Genomic DNA, 26,414 nt, shown 5'->3' with positions numbered 1-26,414 from the left:
CTTGTTTTCCGAGTTTTCGCACGAGACTATTGCGCTCTCTGCGGCAAGTAGGTTATTTCTTGGGAATCCCGCTGAAAGATCGCCGAACCCGGCGAGGTTCGACCAGCCCAGCCGAACAGGAGGTCCGCCGGTGAGTCATGCGACGGCGCGCACGCGGGTACTCGGCGTCAATCCGCTCGGACGGCCAGATCCAGGCCTCGCGGCCGCCGTCGCCAGGGGCGGCGGTCTCGGGATCGTGCCGATCGGGTCCATAGTGGACGGAGGGTACCCGTTCGGCGTCCGGATCCCGGCCGGCCGCCACGTGCGGGACGAAGAGGTGCGGGAAAGCGGCGCGGGGCTCGTGCTGCTGGCCGAGGGGGCGGTCTGGCGGGACAGGGCCGGCCTCCCCGTGCTGGCCGAGGTGACCGGCGTCGAGCAGGCCGTCCGGATGCTCGCCGCCGGCGCCTCCGGTCTGGTGGCGAAGGGCTCCGAAGCGGGCGGCTCGGATCTGACCACGTTCGTCCTCCTGCAGCGGTTGCTGGAGCGGTTCGGCGAGGACGTCCCGGTGTGGGCGTACGGGGGTATCGGGCCGAGGACGGCGGTCGCCGCGATCGCCGGTGGCGCGGCGGGTGTGGTGCTCGACGGGCTCGGCCTGTTCCCGGAGGCCGACGTGCCTGCCGAGGACCGGGCCGAACTGGCCAGGGCCGACGACGGGCTCTGCACGATGCTCGCGAATCGCTTCGAGGACGCGGAAAGCGCTGTCCGCTCGGTCGTGCGCTCGCTCGCGGTACCGACGGCGGTCCCCGCGGACCAGGGCGAGCGGCTCTGTCACACGTTGGGAACCCGCCTGCCGGTCGTGCAGGGCCCGATGACGCGGGTGAGCGACCAGCCCGGGTTCGCCGCCGCCGTGGCCGCGAACGACGGCTTCCCGTTCGTCGCGGTCGCCACCGCGAACGGCGCCAAGACCGCCGAGCTGCTCGCCCGCACCGCCGAAGCCCTCGGCGAACGACCTTGGGGAGCGGGCATCCTCGGGTTCGTCCCGGAGGCCCTGCGCGCCGAACAGCTCGCGGCCATCCGGGCGGCCCGCCCGCGCTGCGTGCTGATCGCGGGCGGGAAACCCGCTCAGGCCAAAGCGCTGGAGGCCGACGGCATCGCGACCTTCCTCCACGTGCCGTCGCCGATCCTCCTGCGGCAGTTCCTCGACGCCGGGGTCCGCCGGTTCGTCTTCGAGGGCGCCGAATGCGGTGGGCATATCGGCCCGCGGTCGAGTTTCGTGCTGTGGGAGCAGCAGTTGGACGTACTGCGCGAACACGGTGCCGAAGACGTCGAGATCCTGTTCGCGGGAGGGATCCACGACGCGAGGTCCGCCGCGATGGTGTCGGCGATGGCGGCGCCGCTCACGGGCGTCGGCGTCCTGATGGGCACCGCGTACCTGTTCACCGAGGAGGCGGTGAGCCACGGAGCCATCACCGGGACCTTCCAGGACCGCGTGCTCGACGCCGGGTCCACGGTCACCCTGGAGACCGCGCCCGGGCACCTCACCCGTTGCCTGCCCAGCCCGTACACCGACGAGTTCGCCGCGCTGAAGGCCGGACTCCGCGCGGACGGCGTCCCGCCGCAGGAGGTCTGGCAGCGGCTGGAAGAGCTCAACACCGGACGGCTGCGCATCGCGAGCAAGGGCATCCGGCGGGAAGGCGACGCGCTCGTCGAGGTCGACACCCTCGCCCAGCTCGCCGAGGGCATGTACATGGCCGGACAGGTGACCGTCCTGCGCGAAGAGCGCACCGACATCGCCGCCCTGCACCGGGACGTGACCGAAGGCGCGGCGAAGCTGCTCGCCGCGCGCGCTCCCGCCGAAGAGTCCGTTGTGGACGGTGACATCGCGATCGTCGGGATGGCTTGCGTGTTCCCGGGGGCACCGGATCTCCCGGCCTTCTGGGCCAACGTCCTGCACGGTGCGGACGCCGTCACCGAGGTACCGGACCAGCGCTGGGACACCGGCGTCTACGCGGACCAGTCGACGTCGAAATGGGGCGGATTCCTTCCTCCGGTGGACTTCGACCCGCTCGCCTACGGCATCCCGCCCAAGTCGATGGGCAGTATCGACCCGGCCCAGCTGGTCTCCCTGCAAACCGCGCGCCGTGCCCTCGAAGACGCCGGTTACGGCGAAGGCGGTTTCGACCGTGAGCGCACCAGTGTCATCTTCGGTGCCGAAGCCGGGGGAGACCTGGCGAACGCCGGAGTCCTGCGCGCGCTGCTTCCCGGCTACCTCGAAGACGTCCCGGAGGAACTCCTCGCCCAGCTGCCGGAGCTGACCGAGGATTCGTTCCCCGGCACCCTCGCCAACGTCATCTCCGGCCGGATCGCGAACCGGCTCGACCTCGGCGGCGCCAACTACACCGTCGACGCCGCGTGCGGTTCTTCGCTGGCCGCGCTGGACCTCGCGGTGAAGGAGCTGCGGGCGGGGACGAGTTCGATGGTCCTGTGCGGAGCGGTCGATCTGCACAACGGCGTCAACGACTACCTCATGTTCACCTCGGCGGGGGCCCTGTCGCCGACCGGCCGGTGCCGCCCGTTCGACGCGTCGGCGGACGGGATCGCCCTCGGCGAGGGCGTCGCGTGTCTCGTGCTCAAGCGGCGGTCCGACGCCGAACGGGACGGAGACCGTGTCTACGCAGTGGTCAAGGGCGTCGGTGCCGCCAGCGACGGCAAGGCGCTCGGCCTCACCGCGCCGCGTCCCGAGGGGCAGCGGCGTGCCCTCGCGCGTGCCTACCGCGACGCCGGCGTGTCCCCGGCGGACGTCTCACTGGTCGAGGCGCACGGCACGGGTACGGTCGTCGGCGACGCCACCGAACTCACCACGCTCACCGAATTCTTCCTCGCCGCGGGTGCCGAGCCGGGCACCTGCGCGCTGGGCTCGGTGAAGAGCCAGATCGGGCACACGAAATGCGCCGCGGGGCTGGCGGGCCTGATGAAGGCGGCGCTGGCGCTGTGGCACGAGGTCGTGCCGCCCACGCTGCACCTGACCAGGCCGAACCCCGCCTGGGACGCCGAGCGCAGTCCCTTCACCTTCTCCACCGGCGCCCGGCCGACGCCGGTTCCGCGCGGACGCGAGTTCGCCGGAGTGAGCGCGTTCGGGTTCGGTGGGACCAACTTCCACGCGGTGCTCGCGGCCCCGGGAGTCCCGCCGGGACGGCGGCACGGCCCACGTGACTGGGACGCCGAGCTGGTCCTGCTCCGCGGCACCGACGTGGACGCCGCCCGCGCGACCCTGCGGGATCTGCTGGCGGCCAACGAAGGCCGGCCGCTACGGGAAATCGCCGCCCTCGCCGCCGAACGGGGCGGATCCGAGCCGGTGCGGCTCGCGGTCGTCGCGAGCGACGTCGCGGAACTGCGTGCGGCCGTCGAGAACGGCGGGATCGTCGCGGACGACACCGAAGCCGGTGCGATCGCGTTCCTGTTCCCCGGACAGGGCAGCCAGCGGACGGGAATGCTGGCGGACCTGTTCGTGCACTTCCCCGAACTGGCTGACGTCCTGAGGCTCGCCCCCGACGTCGCCGCGACGACGTTCCCGCCGCGCGCGTTCACCGAAGACGGCCGCGCCGCGCAGGACGAGGCCCTCAAGGACACGCGCGTCGCGCAGCCCGCGCTCGGACTGGTCGAGTCGGCCGTCTGCCGGTTGCTCGCCGATCTCGGCGTCCGGCCGGATCTGCTGGCAGGACACAGCTACGGCGAACTGACCGCGCTGTCGGTCGCGGGCGCGTTCGACACGCCGACCCTGGTAGCGCTCAGCCGGGCCAGGGCCCGCTCGATCGCCGAAGTCGCGGCCGCGGATCCCGGCGCGATGGCCGCGGTGAAGGCGTCGCGTGAAGAGCTGGCCGCCGCCCTCGATCATCCGGACGTCGTACTGGCCAACCACAACGCGCCCGGGCAGACCGTCCTTTCCGGACCGACCGCCGCCATCGAGGAGGCGGTCCGCGAACTGCGGGGCCAGGGGATCGGCGCGAAGCGGATCCCGGTCGCGTGTGCCTTCCACAGTCCGCTCGTGGCCGGGGCGAGCGACGTGTTCGCCGTCGATCTCGACAACGCCGAGATCGGCGAGCCGGGTCCGCCGGTGTGGTCGAACCGCACCGCGCGGCCGTACGAAGCCGGGGCGGTCCGTGCCGAGCTCGCCGCCCAGATCGGTGCGCCGGTGCGCTTCGTCGAACTGATCGAGGACATGTACGCGGCAGGCGCGCGCACGTTCGTGGAGGCGGGCCCGGGCCAGGTGCTTTCCCGGCTGGCCAAGGACATCCTCGGCGACCGGCCGCACACGGTGATCGCGTGCGACCCCGGCGGCCCGGGACTGCGCGGATTCCTCACCGCGCTCGCGCGCTTGGCGCTCACCGGCGTCGACGTGCGCACCGAACGGCTGTTCCGCGGCCGGGTCCGTGTCGGCCCGCTCCCCAAGCCCGCCTGGACCGTGGACGGCCAGACCGTCCGCGCGCCCGGCGGCGAGGTCCCCGCCCATGGGCTCGTGCCCGCCCGACGAATCCCGAGGACGACCATGAACCAGCCCGCGCCCGGTCGTGACCAGGCCGTCGTCGAGTTCCTCCGCACCAGCCGAGAAATGCTGGCGGCGCAACGGGACGTGATGCTGGGGTACCTCGGCACCGCCCCACTCGCCCCCGCTCCGGTGCAGGCGCCGGTCGTGCCCGCGCTGCTGCCGCCGGTCGAGGCTCCGGTCGTCGTGCCCGAACCGGAACCGGCCCCGGAGGCCGCGGTCACGGACGTCCTGGCCACCGTGATCGGCGCGATCGGCGAACGCACCGGCTATCCGGCCGAGATGATCGACGCCGATCTCGACCTGGAAGCGGATCTCTCCATCGACTCGATCAAACGCACCGAGATCGCGGGTTCGCTGCTCGCGAAGCTCGGCCTCACCGGCCGGGTGCACGACGACGCCCAGGATCAGCTCAGCCGGGACCGGACGGCGAGCGCGCTGGCCGCACGGCTGCGGAAGTGGCTCGAACCGGCCGCCGTGACTCCGGCCCCCGCCGAGACACCCGCCGGCTCCGCGCCCGGCCGATACCTCCTCGACCGCGTGTCCGCGCCGCTCGGCACGCCCGACCTCGGCAAGGTGGCGGGCAAGACGGTCTCGGTGACCTTCGAGCCCGGCCAAGAGGGGCTGGCCGAGTCGGTCCGCGCGGTGTTCACGGAAGCGGGCGCCCTGCCGGGGGAACGGGACGAGGCCGACGTCGTCGTCGTGCTGAATCCGTTGTCGGACGCCGAGGAACCCGTCGCGCCGCAGGTCTTCGGCCGGCTCAAGAGTGCCAAGGGCGCGGTGGTCGTGGTGGCGAGGACGGGCGCCGGGCACGCCGCGGGATTGCGTGGTCTCGTGCGCGCGGCGGCGCGGGAGCGGAACGAGCCGACCAGGCTGGTCGAACTGGAGTCCACAGTGGACCTCGCGCGGATAGTGCTGGAAGAGGTGATCGCCGACGGTCCGGTGGCCGTTCGCTACGACACGGCCGGGCGGGCGGCGTTCGAGCCGTCGGCGGGCTCGCTCGGTTCGATCGCGTACGCGGGCGCCGGCCCCGGCGGGGGAGAGGTCAAGGCGCTCGGCCTCGACGCGGATTCGGTGCTGTTGCTGATCGGTGGTGCTCGCGGGATCACCGCGCGGGCGGCGGTTTCGCTGGCGGCGAGCGGATGCCGGATCGAACTGGCCGGCCGCACCCCGTGGCCCGCCGAACCCGGCGACGAGGACCTTCCCGGTGACGCGCCGGGTATGCGCTCGGCCCTGGCCGCACGCGGCGGCTCGCTCGCGGACATCGAACGACGGGTGCGCACCGTGCTGGCCCAGCGCGAGATCGCGCGGACGCTCGACCAGATCCGCGCGGCGGGCGGTATCGCCGCCTATCGGTCGCTCGACGTACGCGACGCCGCCGCCGTCCGGCAGGTGGTCAAGGATCTGCACACCCGCTACGGCCGGATCGACGGCGTCGTCCACGCGGCCGGGGTGATCGACGACAAGCTGATGGCCGACAAGGACGAGCGGTCGTTCCGCACCGTCTACGGGACCAAAGTGGACGGTGCGCGGGCGCTGCTCGACGCGCTCGAGCATTTCGGCGTGCGTCCCGGGTTCGTGACCTTCTTCGGGAGCATAGCCGCGGTGCTGGGAAACCGGGGTCAGACCGACTACGCGGCGGCGAACGACGCGCTGGAGTCCCTCGGTGAGCAGTGGGCGGAACGCACCGGATGCCGGGCGCTGACCGTCCACTGGGGACCGTGGGCGCCCTCCGACGACCACGCGGGCATGGTGTCGCCCGAGCTGGCGCGCGAGTACGAGCGCCGCGAGGTGGCGCTGATCGACCCGGACGAAGGTACCGCCGCGCTTCTGCGTGAGCTGGCCTACGGCCCGGCCGACGTCCGCTCGGTGCTGTACACGGCGTCGCTGTGGTGAGCAAGCAGGAGCCGGTCGCGATCGTCGGGATGGGCGTGTTCCTTCCCGGTTCGTCCACTGTGGACGAGTACTGGCGGAACATCGTCTCCGGTGCCGACGCGATCACCGAGATCCCGCCGCACCGCTGGGACCCGAGTTTCCACGACGGCGACGGCCGCTCGCCGGACCGCACCTACGGCAGGCGCGGCGGATTCGTCGCCGACAGCCTGGACTTCGACGCGACGGCGCTCGGCATCGCCCCCAGCACCGTCGCCGGGATGGAGCCGGACCAGCTGGTCGCGCTGGCCGTGGCCGCCTCCGCGGTCGACGACGCCGGTGGCCTGCGGCGGCTGGGCGATCTCGAACGCGTCGGCGTGATCCTCGGCAGGGGAGGCTATCTCTCGCCCGGGCTTCAGCGGTTCGACCAGCGGGTCCGGTCGGTCCGCCAGATCACCGGCGCCGTCCGGGAGCTCCTGCCGTCGGCGCGTCCGGAGATGCTCGACAGGCTCCGCGACGCGCTGCTGGAACCGCTCGGCGAATTCCGGCCGGACACCGCGATCGGGCTGGTGCCGAACCTCGCCGCGTCGCGGGTCGCCAACCGCCTGGACTTCGGCGGACCGGCGTACACGGTGGACGCGGCCTGCGCGTCCTCGCTGCTCGCCGTGGACCAGGCGATCGGCGAACTCGCCCGCCGTCGCTGCGACGTCGTGCTGGCCGGCGGCGTGCACCACTGCCACGACGACACACTCTGGTCGATGTTCACCCAGCTCGGGGCCCTCTCACCGAGCCAGCGGATCAGCCCGTTCTCGCGGGACGCGGACGGCCTGCTGATCGGTGAGGGCACCGCGATCGTCGTGCTGAAGCGATTCTACGACGCGCGCCGCGACGGCGACCGGGTCTACGCGGTGCTGCGCGGTTCGGGGACGTCGAGTGACGGGAAGGGCGCGAGCCTGCTCAGCCCGGCCGTGGCCGGTCAGACGCTGGCCCTGCGCCGCGCGTGGGCGTCGGCGGGGCTCGATCCCACCGAGCCCGGCGCGCTCGGCCTGCTGGAGGCGCACGGGACCGCGACGCCGACGGGGGACGCGGCCGAACTGGCCACCCTCGCCGAGGTGTTCGGCCCGCCGGACGGACCCCGCGCCGCGATCGGCGCGGTCAAGGCGATGATCGGCCACACCATGCCGACCGCCGGTGCCGCCGGTCTGGTCAAGGCGGCGCTCGCCCTGCACCACGCGACCTTGCCGCCGACCCTGAACTGCGCCGATCCGAGCCCCCTCCTGGACAAGACGCGATTCCGGGCCTTGAGCACCGCCGAGCGCTGGCGTTCGGGAGACGTCCCGCGCCGGGCCGCGGTCAACGCCTTCGGTTTCGGCGGTGTGAACGCGCACGTGGTGCTGGAGGAGGCAGACCCGGCGCCCGCGCGGCCTCGCCGGGCCAAGGTGACCGAAGAACCCGAGCGTGTCCTGCTGCTCGCGGCGTCGACTCCCGGGGAGTTGCGTGCCCTGCTCGACCGCCCGGAGCCGGAATCCGGCGGGCACGGGCCGTGCCGGATCGGGATCGTGCGGCCCGACGAGAAGCGTCTCGAAGTCGCGCGGAGGGTGCTCGCCAAGGTCACGGCCGAGGGCGGGTCCTGGCACGGCCCCAACGACATCTGGTGCACGACCGCGCCACTGCTGGACCAGGACGGGGCGAAGACCGCGTTCGTCTACCCAGGACTGGAGGCCGACGCGGAACCACGGTGTGCCGACGTCGCCAGGCATTTCGGGCTGGACCGGCCGGAGTGGTCGACGACGAGCGTGCTTTCGCGCGCTTCGAGCGTGTCCCAGGTCGGGCTGCTGCTCGACGCCGCGCTGAGGCGGCTGGCCATCAAGCCGGATCTGCTCGCCGGGCACAGCGTCGGCGAATGGACCGCGATGCAAGCGGCGGGAATGTACCCGGGACTGTCCACCGACGACATGCTGGAGCGGTACTGGCCGCAGGGGTTCACGCTGCCGGACGCCGAATTCCTGGTCCTCGGTTGCTCGGCGGAGCGGGCCGAGTCGCTGCTCGCGGCCGAACCGGAGCTGATGATCTCGCACGAGAACGCGCCACGGCAGACGATCGTCTGCGGGGACCCGGCGGCGGCTGCCCGGCTCGCCAAGCTGTGCACGCAGCACGGTGTCGTCGCCAGGACACTGCCGTTCCGGTCCGGGTTCCACACCCCGCTGATGCGGTCCCGGCTCGGCCCGTTCACCCGGCTCGCGGCGGAACTGGACCTGAAACCGCCGCGGATCCCGGTCTGGTCGGCGACCACGGCGCGGCCGTATCCCGCGGATCCGGTGGAGGTCCGTGAGCTGTATCTGGCGCACCTGGTGCGCAAGGTCCGGTTCCGGGAACTCGTCGACGCGCTCTACACCGACGGCACGCGTGTCTTCGTGCAGGCGGGCGCCGGGCAGCTCGGCACGTTCGTGTCGGACACGCTGGGCTCGCGGCCGCATCTGGTCATCCCGGCGTCGTCCGGCACGAGGCCGGGCCTCGCGCAGTTGCGCAGGGTCGCCACCGCGGTCTGGGTGGAGGGCGGACGGCCCGCGTTCGAAGCGCTGGAGCCGCGCCGCACCCGGATCGACACCGCGGGCACGATGCTCTCGGTCGAGGGCGACGTCAAGGGGATGTTCGACGGCGCGGTTCCCGAGCTGGTCGACGGCGTGCCGGACGCGATCGTCGCGGAGTTCACCGCGCTGCTCGCGGAGACCAGGGAGGCCGCCGCGAGTGTCGCCAACGCGGCCGCGCGGCGCACTTTCGAGTCCACTGTGGACGTGTCGCTGACGACGATGCCGTATCTGGCGGATCACCGGTTCTTCCGCCAGCGCGAGGACTGGCCCGACGAAGCCGACTTCCGGCCCACCGTCCCGGCGACGACACTGGTCGAGCTGGCCTGCCGGGAAGCGGAACGGGCCTGGCCGGGTACGGTCGCCACCGGGGTGAGCAACGCGGCCTTCTCGCGGTGGCTGATCGCCGCCCCGGCCGTGCGCGTGCCGCTTTCGATGACCCGCGAGGGCGACCGGATCAGTGTCCAAATCGGACCACACGCCAGTATGGACGTCCATCTGGCGCGGCGATATCCGGCGGCTCCCCGGCCGTCCCCGCCGCCGGGTCCGGAAACCGCGCCGCCGTTGACCGCCGCCGAGATCTACACCCGCCGCGAGATGTTCCACGGTCCCGCGTACCAGGGGCTCGACAAGCTCATCGGGCTCGGTGAACGGCATATCCGCGGCGACCTCGTCGTGCCGGCGGCACCCGGCGCGCTGCTGGACAACGTCGGCCAGCTGCTGGGCTGCTGGCTGATGGCGACCAAGGCGGACGCGCTGCTGGCGTTCCCGACGTCGATGGGCCGGATCACCTGGTACGCGCCGGAACCGCCGCCGGGTACCCGGCTGCGGTGCGTGGTGCGGGTCCGGCTGCCGCGGCCGGACGTCCTGGAGATGGACGCGGAACTCGTGCTCGACGGCGCCGTGCTGGCCCGGATCGAGCAGTGGCGCGACATCCGGTTCCCGTGCGACCGGCCCGCCCACCGGGTTTACGCCTTCCCGGACCGGAACCGGCTTTCCGAGGACCACCACGGCGGCTGGACACTGGTCACCGACCGGTGGCCGAGCCCGGCCGCGCGGGACATCTACGCCGGCGTCTACCTCGGCGCGGAGGAACGTGCCGAGTTCGCTGCCTGCGCGCCCCGGCGGCAGCGTGGCTGGCTGCTGGAACGGATCGCGATCAAGGACGCGGTCCGCGCGAGACTCGGCCTGGACGGCGTCTACCCGGCGGAACTCCGCGTGAGCGCCGACGGGACCGGGGTGACCGGGCTGCACGGCCGGGTCTTGCCGCCGCTGGCGGTGGCCGTCGCCTCGGTGGGCGAGGTCGCGGTCGCCCTCGTCCGGGAACCAGGTGTGACGCCGCCCAGGATCGCGATCCGGGCGGAAGGCGAGCTCGCCGGGCTCGCCGAGGAAATCGGTATAGGGGCGGAATTCGCCGGAATCCCGGGGCATGTGGTGGCCTGGAACCGCGGGTAGGAACGAGGAGCAGAGCATGACGATCGAACAGCAGAGCCCGGCGTCGGTCTTCGGCACCGTGGCGGAGTTGCTGCGAGAACTGGTGGGGGACGTCGACGTCCTCGGTATCGAGATCACCCCGCGGACCACCTTCCACGAGGATCTCGGCTTGGAGAGCATCGACCTGGTGACCTTCGCGAGCATCCTCGCCGAGTTCTTCGGCGAGGACGTCAACCTCGCGGAGTTCCTGGCGGAGAAGGACCTCGACGACGTGATCGGGCTCCGGGTCGGCGACATCGCCGACTACGTGGCCGCCCGGCTCGGCGAACGGGGGTGAGGCGATGCCGACGATGACCGTCAACGGGCTGCGCACCAACGTGCAGCTCGTGCCCGGCGGGGGCACGGAGACCGTGGTGTTCCTGCACGGCATGGGCACCGACAGCCTGGCGAGCTTCTACCTCACGCTCGCCCCGCCGGTCGCCGCCGCCGGGGTGGACGTGATCAGCTACGACCTGCGCGGGCACGGCAAGACCGAACGTCCCGAACGCGGGTACACGATCGCGGATTTCGTCGCCGACCTCGACGACCTGCTCGACCAGCTCGACCTCGACCGGCCCGTGCACCTGGTGGGCAACAGTTTCGGCGGCACTCTCGCGTACAGCTACGCCGTGGCGAAACCGGACCGGGTGCGCAGCATCGTGTGCATCGAGTCGGAGCCCGCCACCGAACTGTGGGCGGGCAAGATGGCGCAGATCCTCGAACACACCGTGCGCTTCTTGAAGGTCGAGGAGAGCTTCGATTGGATCGAGGCCAACTACAGCGCGCATCACCGGCGGCTGGCGCGGATGGCGGCCGAGCGGATCATGTCCACGTCGATGGCCGAAGAAGTCCCGCTCGGTCCGTTGCTGACGCTGGACCAGGTGGCGGGGATCGGCTGTCCCGTACTGTCAATTTTGGGCAGTCACGGCTATCAGGCCGACGATCTCACCGCGTTGACGTCGGTGCTGCCCCGCGGCGAACTGCACGTGTTCGAGGGGCAGGGGCATTCGGTGCTCGTCGAGCAGCACCGGGAGGTCCGGGAGCTGCTGCTGAACTGGATCTCGCGGCACGGGAGGCCACGCGGATGAGGTTCCTGCTGGTCGTCCCGCCGCTCACCGGGCACGTGGCGCCGCTGCGCGCGGTGGCCGCCGAGCTGGTGGACCGTGGGCACGACGTCGCCTGGTGCGGTCCGGAACCCACGACGTCCGAGCTCACCCGGGCGGGCCGGGTCTACGCGGCCGGGGACGCGCTGGAGTTCGCCGTCGAACGTCGTCCCGAGGGCCTGCGCGGGTTCGCGGCGTTGAAATACCTTTGGGAGCACTACCTGGTCCCGCTCGCGGACGCGATGGTCCCCGGGGTCGAGAAGGCGGTGGCCGAGTTCCGGCCGCACGTCGTGCTCGCCGACCAGCAGGCGTTCGCCGGCGCCCTCGTGGCGAGCCGTCGCGCGCTGCCATGGGTGACGTCGGCGTCGACGTCCACCGAGCTCGGGGATCCGCTGGGCGCCATGCCGAAGATCGCCGCCTGGGTCGACGGCCTGCAGGACGGCCTGCGCGCGCGGCACAAGGTGTCCTGCGGTGACCTGCGCTTCTCGCCGGAGCTCATCCTGGCGTTCACCACCGTGTCCCTGACCGGTCCGATCGCCGACGTGGGCGCGGTCCGCTTCGTCGGCCCGGCACTGGCCCCCGCGCCCCCGGTGGGCTTCTCGTGGGACCGGCTCGACGGCCGCCCGCTCGTCGTCGCCACCCTCGGCACCGCCAACGCCGCGCTCGGTCGGCGCTTCCTGTCCGAATGCGTCGACGCCCTGGCCGGGATGCCGGAGGCCCAGGGTCTCGTCGTCGACCCGACCGGTGAGCTGCTCAGCGACGAAGTGCTGGTCGTCAAGCGGATCCCGCAGGCGGAAGTGGTGCGGAAGGCGGCGGCGGTGATCTGCCACGGCGGGCACAACACCGTCAGCGAAACCCTCGCTTCGGGGCTGCCGCTGGTGATCGCGCCGATCCGGGACGACCAGTCGATGCTGGCTCAGCAGGTCGAGGCCGCCGGCGCCGGGTTGCGGCTGCGCTTCGACCGGGTGAAGGCACCCGACATCCGCGACACGGTCACCGAGGTCTTGACCGACCCCGCCTACGCCGCCGCGGCGGCCCGGGTCCAGGCCTCGTTCGCGGCGGCCGGGGGAGTCGTGGCGGCCGCCGACCACCTCGAGTCCCTGTCGCGCTAGGCGTAACTCGCGTGCTTGGGGGCGTAACTCGCGTGATTGGAGGCGTAACTCGCGAGTTACGCCTCCAATCACGCGAGTTACGCCTTCAATCACGCGAGTGCGGGTTTCAGGCCATCGGGGTGACGCCTCGCGGCGACCGGAACGTCCTCGCCGCGATCCACCCGCCGACCGCGGCCGCCACCGCGGCGATCGCGAGCGAAACAGGGACCGACCAGCCCGACGGGCGTCCGAGCGCGAGGGCTCGGGTCGCGTCGATCGCGTAGGTCAGCGGGTTGAGCGCCGAGACCACCCGCAGCCAAGCCGGCATCGTCTCGAGCGGCATGTACGCGCTGGAGGAGAACATCAGCGGGAACATGACCACGAAGGACGCCATCTGTAGCGTTTCGGCCTTGCGCAGCCAGGTGGTGATGGCGACGAAGATCCAGCTCAGGCACCAGCCGACGACGAGCGTGAGCAGAAGAGCCGCGGTGACACCGAAAACCCCGCCGGTCGGCCGGAAACCCAGCAGTACCACGCTGGCGAGCGCGGTCACCAGCAGTTGCACGGCGAGCCGGGCGGAATCGGAGATGGTACGCGCGACCAGGACCGCCGAAAGACTGATGGGCATGCAGCGGAGGCGTCCGGTGAATCCACTGTAGATCTCCGCGAGCAGACCGGCCCCCGAACTCATCGCCGTCGTCATCGCGATGTTCACCAGCGTCGCCGGGACGAGGAAGTTCACATAACCCTGGTAGGCCGCGACACCGGGCAACGTGCTGACGCCGTTGAACACCTGGCTGAACAGCAGGAGGAGCACGATCGGCTGCAGCAGCCCGAAGAACACGAGCCGCCGGTCGCCGAACGCCGTCTTCAGCGAACGCGCGGCGAGCACCCGGACCTGGGTGGCGAAGGTGCTCTGTGGCCAGGTCGACGGGTCTCCCAGCACCGGCGGGGACGGGGCGCGATGCCGTGCCTCGGTCATGGCGCGACCGCCGGATTCCGGTGCAGCGAAAGGTAGACGTCGTCGAGGGTCGGCTCGGCGACGGTGAGGTCCTTCATCGGCGCGCCCGCCGCGTCGAGCGCGCGCACCAGCACCGTGATGTCGGCGGGACCGGACAGCGCGACCCCGAGCACCAGCCCGGAGGCCGACGTCGTGCAGCTCATGCCGAGCCGGTGCACCGCGGCCAGCGCCCGGCGGGCGGCGAGGTCGGTGCCGAAGGTCAAGGTCGCTGTCCGCTCCCCGAGCCGGGCCTTCAGTTCCGATGGCCGCCCGGAGACGGTGACGTGACCCAGCCCCAGCACGATGACGTGATCCGCCAGTCTGTCCGCCTCCTCGAGGTACTGCGTGGTGAGCACGACGGTGGTACCGCGGGCGGCGAGCCGTTCGACGCCGTCCCAGAGCCCCGCGCGGCTGAGCGGGTCGAGGCCGGTCGTCGGTTCGTCGAGGAAGAGGACGTCGGGGGAGCCGACGAGCCCGGCGGCCAGGTCGAGCCGTCGCCGCATGCCGCCGGAGTACGTCCGCGCCGGCCGGTCGGCCGCGTCGTCGAGACCGAACATGGCGAGCAGTTCGGCCGCGCGCGCCCTGGCCTGGCGCCGGTTCGCGCCCAGCAGCCGGGCGACGAGTTCGAGGTTGCCGCGGCCGGACAGCGCGTCGTCGACCGCCGCGAACTGGCCGGTGACCCCGATCCGCCGCCGGACGTGCTGCCCGGCACGCACGACGTCGAATCCGCAGACCTTGGCGCTGCCGCCGTCCGGTCTGACCCGGGTGCTCAGGATGTCGATGAGCGTCGTCTTGCCCGCGCCGTTGTGGCCGAGCACCGCGAGCACGGTGCCACGGCCGACCCGGAGACTGACGCCGGCGAGGGCCGTCACTTCACCGTAGTGCTTGGCGAGGCCGGTCACCTCGATGGCAGCCTGCTCCATTCGCCGAACGTAGCGGGGCTTTCGGTGCGGCCGCAACGAACGCCCGCGGACTCCGGGTACCGGTGACAATTCCCCGCCCGCCCCGGCTGACGTGGGTGACAAAAGTGAAAGGACACCATTCATCCGGGATTGGACCGTGTCGGCTCGTGGGCGAGGGCGGTGGTGAGGTGAAAGCTCTCTTTTGCCGCGTCCGATGCGCGGAAGGAGGCCTTCACGGACTTGTGGATCGTCAGGTCGCCGCCGCGTCCCAAAGAACCGTCATCGCCGCGCACGGGAAAGAACGAGAAACAGTTACGCCCATTACAATCTTCTCCCCACGCGAACCCGTCGTTCCCCGATTACTTGTCCCTCTGGCATTCCGTCAGTAGCGTGCTGCACCAGTTGGCCGTTCGGCCGGACAATCGAAATGAGGAAGCCCGTATGTCAGTGCTGACCGGGCGCGTTCCGCGCGCCCTCCTGCTCCCGGCCGTGCTGGGGCTGGGGGCGCTTTCCTTGGCTTCCGCTTCCGCCGACCCCGCACGGATGCAGCAGGCACCGGTGGCCCTCGCGCAGGAGCCCGGCGTCGCGCAAGCGGGGCTGAAATTCGGTTTCCACGTCGGCGACGAACAGCAGCCCACGACCAGCCGCGTGGCGAAACTCGGTTCGGACATCACCTTCCCGCAGGGCCGGTTCGACGGCAAGATCCTCGGTTTCAGCGACACCTCGCCGATCACCGGCAAACTCGCCATCCCGCCGACGTCCAGCTATTTCGTGTCGTTCCGGTTCATGCCCGCCACCGGCGATGTCGAGCTCATCCCGGACGGCGACGCGACCGGCGTGGTCGACGTGGACACCGGCGCCACCGGCGACTGCAAGGAGGTCGGCACCAACATCTGCGCGCACACCGACGTCACGAACAAGGTGTTCATCAAACTCTCGAACGTGAAGGTGGACGGAAAGGTCCTCGACGTCGGCCCGAACTGCCGGACCGCGCAATCGGTCGCGGTGAACATCAAGGCCCTGGTGCCGCTCGCGCTCCCCGCCCCGCCGGTGAAGGTCACGAGCACCTTCACGACACCGGGGTTCACCGGCTGCGGGGTGCGTGAGGATCTGAGCCCGTTGCTGACCGGGCTGGTGTCCGGCCCCGGTAACACCCTGGTCACCAACCTCCGGCTGCGATGCGTCGGCGATGGCCCGCCCCCCAACGGATGTGGAGCCTGACGATGGCCAATCCAGTCTCCCTCCTCGCCCGCGCGCCGGAGAAGGCCGCCGCCGGCCTGCGCGAATTCGGCCGCATGTGCGCCATGGGGATCGACGTCGTCATCGCGATGTTCCGCCGTCCCGTGCAGGTTCGCGAGTTCATCCAGCAGTTCTGGTTCATCGCGAGCGTGTCGATCACGCCCGCGATCCTCGTGTCGATCCCGTTCGGCGCGGTCATCTCGTTGCAACTGGGTTCGCTCACGAGCCAGATCGGCGCGCAGCAGTTCAACGGCGCCGCGAGCGTGCTGGCGGTGGTGCAGCAGGCCAGCCCGATCGTGACCACGCTGATCATCGCGGGCGCGGGCGGTTCGGCGATCTGCGCGGATCTGGGCGCGCGTTCCATCCGCGAGGAGATCGACGCGATGGAGGTGCTCGGCGTCTCGCCGATCCACCGGCTGATCGTGCCCCGTGTGCAGGCGGCCATCGGTGTTTCGGTGCTGCTGAACGGTTTGGTCAGCGTCGTCGGCGTGCTAGGCGGCTATTTCTTCAACGTCATCGTGCAGGGTGGGACGCCGGGCGCGTACCTCGCGAGTTTCAACGCGCTGGCCCAGCTGCCCGACCTCGTGGTCAGCTCGATCAAGGCGTTCATCTTCGGTTTCCTCGCCGGCGTCGTCGCCGCCTACCGCGGCCTGAATCCCAAGGGCGGCCCCAAAGGCGTGGGTGACGTCGTCAACCAGTCGGTGGTGATCACGTTCCTGCTCCTGTTCTTCGTCAACACGATCCTGACCGCGCTGTACCTGCAGCTCGTCCCCGCGAAGGGAACCTGATCCCGTGACCAGCGTCCCCGAACGGGCCCGCGAGGCGTTCAAACGTCCCGGCAACAGTCTTTTCGAGCTGGGCGACCAGTTGCTGTTCTACATCCGCGCGCTCGCGGCGATCCCGATGGCGGTCACCCGCTACTTCCGGGAAGTGGTGCGCCTGCTCGCTGAGGTGACCTTCGGCAGCGGTGCCCTCGCGGTGATCGGCGGCACCGTCGGCGTGATGGTCGGACTGTGCGTCTTCACCGGGATCACCGTGGGATTGCAGGGTTTCAGCGCGCTGAACCAGATCAACATCTCCGCGATGACAGGCTTCCTCACCGCGTACTTCAACACCCGCGAGATCGCCCCGCTCTCGGCGGGGCTCGCGCTGTCCGCGACCGTCGGCGCCGGATTCACCGCGCAACTGGGCGCCATGCGGATCTCCGAAGAGATCGACGCGCTCGAAGTGATGGCCGTGCGCAGCATGCCGTACCTCGTCACCACGCGGATCGTGGCGGGGTTCATCGCGATCATCCCGCTCTACGTGATCGGACTGCTGATCTCGTACCTGGGCTCGCGGGTGACGACGGTCGTCTTCTTCGGCCAGTCCGGCGGTACCTACGACCACTACTTCTCCCTGTTCTTACCGCCTGAAGACGTGCTGTGGTCGTTCGCCAAGGTGCTCGTGTTCAGCGTCGGCGTCATCCTCACGCACTGCTTCTACGGTTATCGCGCCGCGGGCGGCCCGGCGGGCGTCGGGGTCGCGGTCGGCCGCGCCGTGCGGACCTCGATCGTGCTGATCAGCGTGCTGGACCTCTTCCTCAGCCTGGCGATCTGGGGAGCCACCACGACGGTGAAGGTGTCCGGATGAGCGCGCGGGCGCGGACACAGGCGGCGGGGGTGATCTTCCTCGTCATCCTGGTGCTGCTCGGCTGGCTCGCCGTCGCGATCTTCAACAAGGACTTCGAACGCGCGGAACTGGTCACGCTCAAGACCGACCGGGTCGGCAACCAGCTCGCCCCACCCGCCGAGGTCAAGGTCCGCGGTGTGCCGTTCGGCGAGGTCCGAGCGGTGCGGGGCACCGCGGAGGGCGCGGAGATTGATCTCGCCATCGACCCGGCGAAGATCGATCAGCTGCCGCGCAACGTGTCGGCGCGCTTGCTGCCGAAGACCGTGTTCGGCGAACGTTACGTCAATCTCGTGCTCCCGGAGCGGCCCGCGGGAGGCTCGCTGCGCGACGGAGACGTCATCGGCCAGGACCGGTCTTCCAACGCGATCGAGCTGGAACGCGTCCTCGGTGATCTCCTGCCGCTGCTGCGGGCGGTGCAGCCGCAGAAGCTGAACAGCTCACTGGGCGCGATCTCGCTCGCGCTCGACAACCGCGGGAAGTCCTTGGGAGACAGCATCGTCCAGCTCAACGACCTGCTCAACCAGGTGAATCCGCTGATGCCGCAGTTCAAGGCCGACGTCACCGGTCTCGCCGACGTGGCGGACCTGTACACCGGTGCGGCGCCGGACATCCTCAAGGCGCTGTCGGATCTCTCCACGACCGCGAAGACCATTGTGGACACTCGTGCGGACCTCGACAAGCTTTACGCCAGTGTCACCACCGCGAGCGGCGACCTGAACAAGTTCCTGGTGCAGAACAAGGACAACATCATCGGGGTCAGCGTGAAGAGCAGGCCGACACTCGAGCTGCTGTCCCGTTATTCACCCGAGTTCCCTTGCCTGTTCGACGCGGTGAACCGGCTCAAGCCGGTGATGGAGAAGGCGTTGGGCAAGGGCACCGGGGAGCCTGGACTGCACGTGACGCTGTCCGTCCACGATCCGCGCGACAAGTACGTGCCGGGCCGGGACGATCCCAGGTTCGACCAGAAGGGCGGGCCGCGCTGCTATGGCGGCGGCGGGACTTCGGTGGCGGCGGCGTTCGCCGCCGATGGGGACCTCGGCCCGGCCAATTCGAAGGGGGAGCGGGGGCTGGTCGCCGAGCTGCTGGCGCCGTCGCTCGGGATGAAGCCGGCCGAGGTCCCGGACTGGAGCAGCGTGCTCGTGGGCCCGGCCTTGCGCGGTACGGAGGTGACCGTCCGATGAGGGGTATCGCGGGACCGGCGATCAAAGGCCTGGTCTTCTTCGTGATCACCGTGGTGGCGACCGGGATCCTGGCCATCACCATCGCCAATTCCGGAGTCGGCACGACGGTCGGCTACACCGCCAGGTTCACCGACGCCACGTCCGTCAATCCCGGCGACGAGGTCCGGATGTCCGGTGTCCGCATCGGCCAGGTGGATTCGGTCGGCGTGGTGGAGCGGCGCCTGGCGGACGTGCGGTTCTCGATCGAGAACAAGCGCCGCCTCACCGCCGGTGCGACGGTCACCATCAGATACCGCAACCTCGTCGGCCAGCGGTATCTCTCGATCGACCCCGGCCCGGACGGGCCGGCGGCGCTGGACGAGGGTGCGCTGATCCCGCCGGAGCGGACGCAGCCGGCACTGGATCTGACGGCCCTGTTCAACGGGTTCAAACCGCTGTTCCAGGCGCTTTCGCCGAACGACGTCAACCAGTTGTCGTTCGAGATCGTCCAGGTGCTGCAAGGTGAAGGGAGCACCATCGACAGCCTGCTCGAACACACCGCGTCGCTCACGAACCACCTGGCGGGCAAGGACGAGGTGATCGGCCAGGTGGTCGGGAACCTCAACACGGTGCTCGACACGCTCAACTCCCAGGGCGACCAATTCGACAAACTCGTCGACGTCACCGCGCAACTCGTCTCCGGGCTCGCCGGCGACGCGAAACCCATCGGGCAGGCGATCGGCGGGCTCGGCGAGCTCACCACCGCCACCGCGGATCTGCTCCAGGACGGCCGCGCGCCGTTGAAGGACAGCATCAACACCCTCGGCGATTTGTCGAAGAACCTCGCGGACAACACCCCGGTGTTCGAGCAGTTCCTGGCGAACCTGCCGAAGAAGCTGGACCGCATCGGCTCGATGGTCTCCTACGGCTCGTGGTTCAACTTCTACCTGTGCTCGGTGAAGTCCGACGCGCCGCCCGCCCCGGGCGGCCCGCCGGTCGGTATCCCGCTGACCCAGGGACGGTGCCGGTGAAAGCGCCGAGGATCAAACCCTTCCGCAGCCGCAACCCGATCGTCGTCGGCGCCGTCACGGCACTGCTGATGGCGGTCGCGGGCTCGGCGACCTTCTTCTCCGACGATCTCCCGCTGGTCGGCGGCGGGACCACGTACGCGGCCGAGTTCACCGAAGCCGCCGGTCTGAAGCGCAACGACGAGGTCCGGGTGGCCGGGGTCAAGGTCGGCGGGGTGTCCGACGTCCTGCTGGACGGCGGCCGGGTCAAGGTCCTGTTCCGGGTCAAGGACACCTGGATCGGCAACCGCACGACGGCCGCGATCAAGATCAAGACCCTGCTGGGGCAGAAGAACCTGGTCCTCGACCCGGTCGGCAACGCGGAACTCGATCCGGACGAGCCGATCCCCGTGCAGCGCACGAGCTCCCCGTACGACGTCACCACGGTCTTCAACGACCTCGCGAATACCGTGGGCGCGATCGACACCGACCAGCTGGCGAAGGCGTTCGGGACCCTGTCGGAAACGCTCGGCGCCTCCACCCCGCAGGAGGTCCGGACCGCTTTCGACGGCATCACCGCGCTGTCCAAGACGCTGGCATCCCGCGACCAGGAGCTGGTGAAGCTGTTCGAGAACACGAACAAGGTGTCGAAGACGCTCGGGGACCGCTCGCAGCAGATCGAGGCGTTGATCCGCGACGGCAACACCCTTCTGACGGAGCTGAACGCCCGCAAGGACGCCATCGCGAAGCTGTTCAGCGGGGTGAAGAACCTGTCGATCCAGCTCAAGGGGCTGGTGGCGGACAACCAGAAGACACTCGGGCCGGCGCTCGACCAGCTCGATCGCGTCGCCACCGTGCTGCTGCGCAACCAGGACAAGCTCGACGAGAGCCTGCGGCTGGCCGGTCCCTTCTACCGCCTGCTCGGCAACGCGGTCGGCAACGGCCGCTGGATCGACACCTACATCTGCGGGCTCGTCCCGACCGGTGGCACGCCGGGCAGCTGCATGCCTTCGAGGAAGGGAGGACGCTGATGGGGCGCCACTTCACGCTGGCCGACCTCGGCGGACAGGCCCGGCGGCGGGCCTGGCTGCGGCGGCTCGCGGTCGCCGTCGTCGCGGGGCTGCTGGTGACGGCGGCCTGGCCGCTGGTGACCCGGCAGGCCGACCGGGTCCTGACCGGGTTCTTCACCGCGACCGTCGGGGTGTACCCGAACACCGAGGTGCGGGTGCTCGGCGTCCCGATCGGTTCGGTGACCAGGGTCGAACCGCGCGGCACGAACGTCGAGGTGGTCATGACGGTCCGGCCGGACGTCAAGCTGCCCGCCGACGTCGGCGCCGTGGTGATCACCCCGAGCCTGGTCGCCGACCGGTACGTGCAGCTCACGCCGGTGTACGTCGACGGGCCGGAGCTGGGCGACGACGGGCGGATCCCGCCCGAGCGCACCGTCACCCCGGTCGAGGTCGACGAACTCCTCGGCAGCCTCAACCAGCTGATGACGGCGCTGGGGCCGAAGGGTGCCAACCGGGACGGCGCGGTCAGCGACGTCCTGACCAAGGCCGCGGAGTACCTCGACGGCAACGGCGGAAAACTCGGCGAGGCGATCAAGAATCTCGGCGAGTTCGCCAGGACCGCGAGCGATTCCAAGGACGACCTGTTCAACTCGGTCGACAACATCAGCAAGTTCACCGCGATGCTCGCGTCGAACGACGACAAGGTGAAACAGGCGATCCAGCAGATCTCCTCGCTCAGCAAGATCCTGGCCGACCAGCGGGACCAGTTCTCCGGCGCGATGACCGAACTGACCGAGGCGCTCAGCGTGGTGCAGGGGTTCATCAGGGACAACCGCGGCAAGGTCAAGTCCGATGTGGACAAACTCGCCGAGATCACCAAGCTGCTCAGCCGGCAGAAGGCGTCGTTGAGCGAAGCGCTCGACGCCGCGCCGAACGCGCTGGCGAACGTGCTCGGCGCGTACAACCAGGGCGCGGGAACGCTGGACGGCCGGGGGAACCTCACGGAATTCTCGGGGGCGAAATGAAAACCCGGCTCGCTGCCGTCCTCGTCCTCGTGCTGGCCGCCACCGGGTGCAGTGGCGGAGTCGACGTCTACGACATCCCGCTGCCGGGCGGGGCCGCGCTGGGGGAGCGCCCGATCCATGTCACGGCGAGTTTCACGAACGTGCTGGATCTCGTGCCCCAGTCCGGGGTGAAGGTCAACGACGTCCCGGTCGGCCAGGTGCGGACCGTCGAGCTGGCTCCGGACGGCCGCAGCGCGGTGGTCGGACTGCTCATCAACGGGGACGTGAACCTGCCTGCCAATTCGGTCGCACGGCTGCGGCAGGCGAGCATCCTCGGCGAGAAGTTCGTCGAGCTCGCGCCGCCGCCCGAGGGGACGCCGAGCGGACGGCTGGTCGACGGCGCGGTGATCCCGCTGGCCGGTTCTTCGCTGACCCCGGAGATCGAGGAGGTGTTCGGCGCGCTTTCCCTGCTGCTCAACGGTGGCGGCGTCGCGCAGGTGCAGAACATCACCCGTGAACTGAACGCCGCGCTCGGCGGCAAGGAGAGCGCGGCCCGCAGTCTTCTGTCCAATTTGGACACATTCGTCCGCGGTCTCGACGAGCACAAGGCCGAGATCACCCGTGCCATCGAGAGCGTCAACAAGCTGGCGGCGACCCTGAACGCGAACACCGACGAGATCAAGGCGACGCTGAACGGGCTCACTCCCGGCATCGAGGTCCTGAACCAGCAGCGTCAGGCGCTGGTCGGGATGCTGAAGTCGTTGGACGGGCTCACTTCGGTCGCGGTCGACACGGTGAACCGCAGCAAGGACGACCTCGTCGCCGACCTCAAGGCGCTCGAACCGTTGCTGCGGAAGCTGGCCGACTCCGGGGACAAACTGCCGAAGGCGATGGAGATGATCTTCACCTTCCCGTTCCCCGACGCCGCGCTGGAGGCCATCCGCGGCGACTACCTGAACACGTTCCTGACCTTCAAGAACAGTGGTGGCCGCTGATGCTGACCAAGTTCGTCCGTGTCCAGCTGGTGGTCTTCGTGACCATCGCGGTCCTCGGCGTCGCGTACGTCGGCGCGACGTACGCGGGCCTGGACAAACTGGTGCTCGATCGCGGATACACCGTCAAGGTCCGGCTCGCCACCGGCGGTGGCATCTTCAGCAACGCCGAGGTCACCTATCGGGGCGTACCGATCGGCAGGGTCGGGGAACTGCGGCTGACCGCCTCCGGTATGGAGGTGGATCTGGAAATCGAGCCGGGCGGTCCGGAGGTGCCCGCGGACACCGAAGCCGTCGTCGCCAACCGATCCGCCGTCGGCGAGCAGTACGTCGACCTGCGGCCTCGCCGCGACAACGGCGCCATGCTGCGGGACGGTTCGGTGATCGCCGAGGCGGACACGAAGATCCCGCTGCCGGTGGACGTCGTTCTGTCCAGTGTGGACTCTTTCGCCAACTCGGTGCCGAAGCCCGCGCTGCGGACCGTGGTCGACGAGCTGTACAACGCGACCTCCGACGCCGGCCCGGCGCTGGACCAGCTCGTCGGGCGGGGGATCGAATTCGTGCGGGAGGCGAGCGCGCACGTCGGCCCGCTGACCAGGTTCGTGACCGACGCGCAGACCGTGCTCGACACGCAGGTCTCGCAGGCCGACGCGATCCGCTCGTTCGGTGCCAACGCGAAACTGCTCGCGGCGACGTTGAAGAGCTCCGACGGCGATCTGCGGCGGCTGATCCCGGCCGTCCCGGCGGCCGCGAACGAGGTGAGCACGCTTCTCCGGGAGTCCGGCCCGAGCCTCGGCATCCTGCTGGCCAACCTGCTGACCACCGCGGACGTGCTGGAAACGCGGCAGGACGGTATCGAGCAACTGCTGGTCACCGCCCCGAAAGCGGTCGCCGCGGGCCACGCGATCATGGGGCCGGACGGCGCGCGCGTCGGCCTCTCGCTGACGTTCTTCGATCCGCCGCCGTGCGTCACCGGTTACGGGACCGCCTACCGCGACGGCCTCGACACGTCGCCGCGGCCGTTGAACACCGCGGCGCGCTGTGCCCTGCCCAAGGGCAACCCCACGAACGTGCGCGGCTCGCAGAACGTGCCGGGAAGGTGAAGGCCATGACTCGCATCGCCGCGTTCCTCGCCGTGGTGGCCACCGCGCTGGCGGCCTGGTTCGGTTACTCCTGGTGGGACGCGAGCCACGACGAAGGCGTCGCGCGCGCGACGGTCCGCGAGGAAGCGTTGCAGGTGGGCAGGCAGGCCGTCGCGGCTCTGACCACTTTGGACTATCGGCAGGCGGAGCAGGGATACCAGAACTGGCTGAACCTCTCCGGCGGCGCGTTGCACGACGAACTGGCGCGCGACCGGGAAGGCGGCCTCGGCCGGATCGGCCAGGCGAAGACCGTCACCACCGGCCGGGTCGTCGACGCCGCGGTGACCGAAGTGGACAGTGGCGGCGGAACGGCCGAGGTGATCGCTTCGGTCGAACTCGAGGTGCGGCCCGAAGGCGGGGAAACGGTGACCAAGCACAACCGGTTCCGCGCCGGCCTGAACCGGACACCGGACGGGTGGCGCGTGACGTCACTCGGCCAGGTGCCGGTGACCGACACCGGAAAGCCCTGACGGAGGACGGGATGACCACGAAACGAACCGTCAAACCGGCGCGGCGCGCGGTGAAGGTCGCCGGGAAGATGGGCGGGAGCACCCGGGTGCTCGAACCTCCTGTCGAAGACGTTTCCGAGGAGGCTCCGGCCGCTGCTCCGGTGCGGCGCCGAGGTGCCGTGGTGCTGGGCGCGGTCGCGCTGGTGATGGCGGGCCTCGCGGGGTGGTTCGCCATCGAGGCGCGGGACGTGACGGCGGTGCTGGCGCACAACACCGCCCTGACCGACGTCGCCACCACCGCGGAAGTCGGCGACCAGGTCGGCAAGGCGCTCGGCACGGTCTTCTCCTACCGCTACGACGACCCCGCCAAGAGCGAGCAAGCCGCGAAGGAGGTGCTCACCGGGCCTGCGCTGGGACAGTACGACCAGCTGTTCGCGCAGGTCCGGGGGCTCGCGGCGGACCAGAAACTGGTCGTGACCTCGACCGCGGTGGTGTCGGGGGTGAAGGTTCTCGACGGGGACCGGGCGTCGCTGCTGGTGTTCCTGGACCAGACCGGTGTGCGGGGGGACGGGCAGCGGAGTACGGGGGCGGCTCAGCTGAGCGTGAATGCGGAACGGGCCGAGGGGAAGTGGCGAGTGACGGCCCTGGCCGCCGCCTGACGTCGGGTGTCATGCCTGGTCCGAAGGTTGCGAAAGCCACTTTCGCAACCTTCAACGTTGCGAAAGTGGCTTTCGCAACGTCGGTCGCGGCCGGGCTCGCGACTGCTCAGCGATCTCGTCGCGAAAGCCACTTTCGCGACGTTAGATGTCCCGAAAGTGGCTTTCGCGACACCGGCGCAACGTCGGTCGCCTCGCGGAACCCGACGCGTTTGCGCGTGAAGGCCCCCTTCCCTCGGCTCAGCCGAGGAAAGGGGGCCTTCACGCGCAAACGCCTCACGAAGGAGCAGCCCGCAGAGCCAGGATCATCTCGAACCGCCGTTCAGGATCCCGCAGCCCGTCCGCGAACAGCGCCTCGAGTTCCTGGGCACGGGACCGCACCGTCTGCGGGTGCACGGCGAGCCGTTCCGCCACCTCGCGCACGTTCCCGCAGGTCTCCAGCCACGCCAGCAGCGTCCCGGCCAGCCGCGAATGCTGTTTCCCGGTCAACCCGGCCAGCGGCCCGAGCCGTTCCCGGACGAGTTCGGTGGCCAGGAAGGGTTCCTTGAGCAGCCACAGCCGCGAGAGATGGTCGACGCACCACGTCACGGGCTCGTCGGCGAGCGCGCCGGAGTCGACGAGCCGCAGTGCTTCGCAGGCGGCCCGCAACGAACGGGCCGCGAAAACGGGTGGGACGGCGGGGCCGATCGCGGCCCGCCAGCCGGCGAGTTCCGCGGCGAACCGGTCCCGGTCGTCCGGTTCAGGGGCGGGCAAGAGCAGGCAGGGGGAGGCGCTCTCGAAGTCGGCCAGCGCGGTCGGCGGAGCCGCCGGTACTTCGTCCGGCGGCCGGTCGAGGGCGACGGCGACGAGCAGCTCCGGTAGTTGCCAGCGGGCCAGCTCGGCGGCGTGTTTGACGACCTCGGGCGGCGACGGTGGCTCGGCGAGCAGGAGTTCCATCAGGCGGTGCCGCCGGCGCTCCAGTGCGCCGGCGGCCTTTTCCCGTGCCTCCGCGTGACCCTCGACCGACAGCGCCGAAAGCTCGTCGATGTAGGCGAAGATGGCTTCCGCCAGCAAGCACAGCGTCGCGGAAGGCACCCCCGCACGGCGCCCCACTTCGGCCATCCGGCGCCAGGTCACCCTCGCGCCCACCCGGTAGGCCGCTTGGAGGACGTCGACGTTGCGGCCCTGATGGAACTCCTGGACACCCAGGCTCACGAACACGCTCCGCCGGTCCTCCGACGGCGCCTCGGGGTTGCCGAGGCGCTCGAGGAACTGCACGAACGCCATCTGCACGCCGGTCTTGAGCGCCTTCCCGAACGCGCCGTCCAGCGGCCGCGCGTACTCGGGGATGGTCCGCTGGATCTCCCGGACCACCTCCCCGGCCGTATCGCCCAGCCCTGGCCGGAACACGGTCGCCAGTTCTCTCGGCAGCAGCGCCCAGAGCTGGACCGGACGCCCGCTCGCCCCACCCGGCCGGGCGGGCGTGAGCAGCGGTCCGTACGTCGCCTCGACCCCGCTGCGGGCGTCCTGCGGTCGGGTCACCTCGTCACCTCG

At 70.5% G+C, this 26,414-nt stretch carries 19 protein-coding genes; 16 read left to right on the top strand and 3 right to left on the bottom strand.

Translation table 11 applies throughout. From position 1 onward, the window contains the following. Nucleotides 1–130: 130 nt before the first annotated feature. From ACOCEP_RS35790 to ACOCEP_RS35770, 5 genes are read left to right on the top strand one after another with little or no spacing between them, the layout of a single operon-like run. Nucleotides 131–6,418: an SDR family NAD(P)-dependent oxidoreductase gene (locus ACOCEP_RS35790; protein WP_482333990.1), complete on the top strand. Its 6,288-nt coding sequence runs from the start codon at nucleotides 131–133 to the stop codon at nucleotides 6,416–6,418. Further along, a complete protein-coding gene (locus ACOCEP_RS35785; RefSeq protein WP_482333988.1) occupies nucleotides 6,415–10,437 on the top strand; it encodes a beta-ketoacyl synthase N-terminal-like domain-containing protein in 4,023 nt (1,340 codons plus the stop codon). The genes ACOCEP_RS35790 and ACOCEP_RS35785 overlap by 4 nt, the downstream gene beginning before the upstream one ends. Nucleotides 10,438–10,453: 16 nt before the next feature. Beyond that, the gene (locus ACOCEP_RS35780; protein ID WP_482333986.1) at nucleotides 10,454–10,753 is read left to right on the top strand and encodes a phosphopantetheine-binding protein; all 300 of its coding nucleotides are present in this window, start codon (nucleotides 10,454–10,456) and stop codon (nucleotides 10,751–10,753) included. A 4-nt stretch (nucleotides 10,754–10,757) separates the two neighbouring features. After that, a complete protein-coding gene (locus tag ACOCEP_RS35775; RefSeq protein WP_482333984.1) occupies nucleotides 10,758–11,543 on the top strand; it encodes an alpha/beta fold hydrolase in 786 nt (261 codons plus the stop codon). Continuing rightward, nucleotides 11,540–12,670, top strand: a complete 1,131-nt coding sequence (locus ACOCEP_RS35770; RefSeq protein WP_482333982.1) for a glycosyltransferase — start codon at nucleotides 11,540–11,542, stop codon at nucleotides 12,668–12,670. The genes ACOCEP_RS35775 and ACOCEP_RS35770 overlap by 4 nt, the downstream gene beginning before the upstream one ends. 106 nt (nucleotides 12,671–12,776) lie before the next feature. On the opposite strand, the gene ACOCEP_RS35765 is transcribed toward ACOCEP_RS35770, so the two are convergent. Then, on the bottom strand, nucleotides 12,777–13,631 hold the full coding sequence (locus ACOCEP_RS35765) for an ABC transporter permease (RefSeq protein WP_482333980.1): 855 nt from the start codon (nucleotides 13,629–13,631) through the stop codon (nucleotides 12,777–12,779). Continuing rightward, nucleotides 13,628–14,572, bottom strand: a complete 945-nt coding sequence (locus tag ACOCEP_RS35760; protein ID WP_482333978.1) for an ATP-binding cassette domain-containing protein — start codon at nucleotides 14,570–14,572, stop codon at nucleotides 13,628–13,630. Before ACOCEP_RS35760 ends, ACOCEP_RS35765 begins: the two co-directional genes overlap by 4 nt. A gap of 420 nt (nucleotides 14,573–14,992) precedes the next feature. On the opposite strand from ACOCEP_RS35760, the gene ACOCEP_RS35755 reads away from it, so the two are divergent. The 11 genes from ACOCEP_RS35755 to ACOCEP_RS35705 are packed head-to-tail and all read left to right on the top strand — an operon-like array spanning nucleotide 14,993 to nucleotide 24,884. Continuing rightward, nucleotides 14,993–15,772, top strand: coding sequence for a hypothetical protein (locus ACOCEP_RS35755; protein ID WP_482333977.1), 780 nt, complete (start codon nucleotides 14,993–14,995; stop codon nucleotides 15,770–15,772). 2 nt (nucleotides 15,773–15,774) lie between these two features. After that, nucleotides 15,775–16,578, top strand: coding sequence for an MlaE family ABC transporter permease (locus ACOCEP_RS35750; RefSeq protein ID WP_482333975.1), 804 nt, complete (start codon nucleotides 15,775–15,777; stop codon nucleotides 16,576–16,578). Between the two features lie 4 nt (nucleotides 16,579–16,582). Beyond that, the gene (locus ACOCEP_RS35745; protein WP_034315131.1) at nucleotides 16,583–17,422 is read left to right on the top strand and encodes an MlaE family ABC transporter permease; all 840 of its coding nucleotides are present in this window, start codon (nucleotides 16,583–16,585) and stop codon (nucleotides 17,420–17,422) included. Beyond that, nucleotides 17,419–18,642, top strand: coding sequence for an MCE family protein (locus tag ACOCEP_RS35740; protein ID WP_482333973.1), 1,224 nt, complete (start codon nucleotides 17,419–17,421; stop codon nucleotides 18,640–18,642). Before ACOCEP_RS35745 ends, ACOCEP_RS35740 begins: the two co-directional genes overlap by 4 nt. Next, nucleotides 18,639–19,652, top strand: coding sequence for an MCE family protein (locus tag ACOCEP_RS35735; RefSeq protein ID WP_482333972.1), 1,014 nt, complete (start codon nucleotides 18,639–18,641; stop codon nucleotides 19,650–19,652). Before ACOCEP_RS35740 ends, ACOCEP_RS35735 begins: the two co-directional genes overlap by 4 nt. Continuing rightward, the gene (locus tag ACOCEP_RS35730; RefSeq protein WP_482333970.1) at nucleotides 19,649–20,659 is read left to right on the top strand and encodes an MCE family protein; all 1,011 of its coding nucleotides are present in this window, start codon (nucleotides 19,649–19,651) and stop codon (nucleotides 20,657–20,659) included. Before ACOCEP_RS35735 ends, ACOCEP_RS35730 begins: the two co-directional genes overlap by 4 nt. Continuing rightward, the gene (locus ACOCEP_RS35725) at nucleotides 20,659–21,663 is read left to right on the top strand and encodes an MCE family protein (protein ID WP_482333969.1); all 1,005 of its coding nucleotides are present in this window, start codon (nucleotides 20,659–20,661) and stop codon (nucleotides 21,661–21,663) included. The genes ACOCEP_RS35730 and ACOCEP_RS35725 overlap by 1 nt, the downstream gene beginning before the upstream one ends. Beyond that, a complete protein-coding gene (locus tag ACOCEP_RS35720; protein ID WP_482333967.1) occupies nucleotides 21,660–22,637 on the top strand; it encodes an MCE family protein in 978 nt (325 codons plus the stop codon). Before ACOCEP_RS35725 ends, ACOCEP_RS35720 begins: the two co-directional genes overlap by 4 nt. Continuing rightward, nucleotides 22,637–23,737 carry an MCE family protein gene (locus ACOCEP_RS35715; RefSeq protein WP_482333966.1) on the top strand — a complete coding sequence of 367 codons (1,101 nt, stop codon included), beginning with the start codon at nucleotides 22,637–22,639 and terminating at the stop codon, nucleotides 23,735–23,737. Before ACOCEP_RS35720 ends, ACOCEP_RS35715 begins: the two co-directional genes overlap by 1 nt. 5 nt (nucleotides 23,738–23,742) lie before the next feature. After that, nucleotides 23,743–24,246 carry a hypothetical protein gene (locus tag ACOCEP_RS35710; protein WP_482333965.1) on the top strand — a complete coding sequence of 168 codons (504 nt, stop codon included), beginning with the start codon at nucleotides 23,743–23,745 and terminating at the stop codon, nucleotides 24,244–24,246. Between the two features lie 11 nt (nucleotides 24,247–24,257). Next, nucleotides 24,258–24,884: a hypothetical protein gene (locus tag ACOCEP_RS35705; RefSeq protein ID WP_482333964.1), complete on the top strand. Its 627-nt coding sequence runs from the start codon at nucleotides 24,258–24,260 to the stop codon at nucleotides 24,882–24,884. 273 nt (nucleotides 24,885–25,157) lie between these two features. On the opposite strand, the gene ACOCEP_RS35700 is transcribed toward ACOCEP_RS35705, so the two are convergent. Beyond that, complete coding sequence (locus ACOCEP_RS35700) at nucleotides 25,158–26,402, bottom strand: PucR family transcriptional regulator (RefSeq protein WP_482333962.1); 1,245 nt, start codon at nucleotides 26,400–26,402, stop codon at nucleotides 25,158–25,160. Nucleotides 26,403–26,414 lie beyond the last annotated feature (12 nt).

Source organism: Amycolatopsis sp. CA-211722 (genome assembly GCF_056828465.1).
Note: the sequence above shows the minus strand (reverse complement) of the source record. Positions and strands in the feature narration are given on the sequence as shown.